The organism is Kitasatospora sp. NPDC004240 (genome assembly GCF_053603215.1).
Window position 1 is genome coordinate 1 of sequence record NZ_JBSGFD010000419.1, and the last position, 2324, is coordinate 2324.

Annotated in this window: 1 protein-coding gene; it reads left to right on the forward strand. The window is 71.7% G+C overall.

What is annotated here, in order from left to right:
- The coding region (locus ACWEQL_RS42200) for a condensation domain-containing protein (protein WP_452156894.1) at positions 1-2324 on the forward strand (2324 nt) is incomplete at both ends.

Here is a 2324-nt window from a genome sequence, read left to right on the forward strand (position 1 = left end):
CCCGAGTACATGGTCCCGGCCGCGTTCGTCACCCTCGACACCGTCCCGCTGAGCAACAGCGGCAAGGTCGACACCCGCGCCCTGCCCTCCCCCGACCTGGACGCCTTCACCACCGGCGGCTACACCGCCCCCCGTACTCCGCTGGAGGAGCGTCTGGCCGCGATCTGGGCCGAGGTCCTCGGCCTGGCCCAGGTGGGTGTGGAGGACAGCTTCTTCGACCTCGGCGGCGACTCGATCCGTGCCGTCCGCCTGGTCGGCGCCCTCCGCGCGGCCGGCTATGACGTCTCCATCCCGGACGTCTTCGAGCAGCGCACCATCGCCGCCATGGCCACCGTCCTCCCGGGCGTCGGCACCGGCGAATCGCTGATCACCGCCGTCCGGCCCTTCGACCTGATCGGCGAGGACGACCGCAACGCCCTCCCGGCCGACGTCATCGACGCCTACCCGCTGTCGCAGATCCAGACCGGCATGCTCGTCGAGATGCTCGCGGCGGACGGCGGCAACACGTACCACAACCTGAACTCCTTCCTCGTCCCCGACGAAGTCCCCTTCGACGCCGAGGCGTTCCGCCGTGCCGTCGACACCGTCGTGGCCCGCCACGACATCCTGCGCACCTCGATGCACCTGAACGGCTTCAGCCAGCCGCTCCAGCTCGTCCACGCCACCGCCGAGATCCCGGTCGCCGTGCACGACCTGCGTACGCCCGGCGACGGCGCCGGTGACAGCGACGCCGACATCGCGGCGCGCAGGCAGGAGTTCATGGCCGCCGAGCGCGCTCGGGGCTTCGAGCTGACCGCAGCCCCGCTGGTGCGCATCGCCGTCCACGTCGAGTCGGAGCAGACCTGGCGTCTGACGTTCAGTCACATACACGCCGTCACCGAGGGGTGGAGCTACCACACCCTGGTGATGGAGATCCTCGCCGGCTACCGCAGTCTGCGGAACGGCGAGGCTCCCGCCGCCTACGAGATGCCGGCGGTCCGGTACGCCGACTTCATCGCCGCCGAGCAGGACGCTCTCGCGGACCCGCAGACCCAGGCCTTCTGGCAGCAGGTCGTCGACGCCCACAGCCCGCTGGTGCTGCCGGCCGCCTTCGGCGACCAGGGCACCGCCGTCGAGTCGCTGTCCGTCCGGGCGCCCTACACCGACATCGAGGACGGCCTGCGCCGTCTCGCGGCCGAGGCGAGGACCTCCCTCAAGAGTGTCCTGCTGGCCGCGCACCTCAAGGTGATGTCCTCGCTCACCGCGGATGCGGCCTTCCACACCGGCGTGGTCTACCACGGCCGCATGGAGGCCCCCGGCGCCGACCGCGTGCTCGGCATGCACCTCAACACCCTGCCGTTCCCCACCACTCGGGGCGCGCGCACCTGGCGCGAGCTGGTCGAGCGGACGTACGCGACGGAGACCGCGATCTGGTCCCGCCGCCGCTACCCGCTGCCCGCCGTCCAGCGCGCCGCCGGTGGCTCCGGCGACCTGGTCTCCGTGCTCTTCGAGTACCTGGACTTCCACGTGGTCGACGAGAACTCCGTCGACGTCGACGGTTCGATGGGCGACGGTGGCAACGAGTTCGCCCTCAACGTGATCGTGCGTGGCGGCCGGGTCAACCTCGACAGCAAGAACACCGTGATCAGCCGGGCGAACCTGGACTCCCTGGCCGCCATGTACCGGCTGGTGCTGGAGGCCATGGCCGCGGACCCGGACGGGGACGCGACGGCCGCCTACCTGCCCGAGGCCGAGCGGGCCAAGCTCGCGACCTGGGCCGCGGGTGACTCCGTGCAGTGGCCGGCCGGCACCACCCTCGACCTGTTCGAGACGCAGGCCCAGGCCACTCCTGACGCCGTCGCCGTGCTCGTGGGCGATGTGCGCCTGACCTACCGCGAGGTGGACGAGCGGGCCAACCGTGTCGCCCATCACCTCATCGGCCTCGGCGCGGGCCCGGACGTTCTGGTCGGTGTCTGCCTGGAGCGCGGTGCCGATCTGGTGCCGACCCTGCTGGGTGTGTGGAAGTCCGGCGCGGCGTACCTGCCGCTGGACCCGTCCTGGCCGGCCGACCGCCTGGCGTACGTGCTGGCCGACACCGCCACCCCCGCCATCGTCACCTCGACCGCTCTGGCCGACACGGTCGGTGCCCAGTACGACGGCATGCTCGTGGTCGTCGAGCGCGAGCGCGCCACCATCGACCAGCACCCGGCCACCGCGCCGCAGCGCACCGTGGACGGGCAGCACCTCGCCTACGCGATCTACACCTCCGGCTCCACCGGCCGCCCCAAGGGCGTCCTCGTCCACCACCAGGGCCTGGTCAACTACCTGCGCCACACCGCCGACAT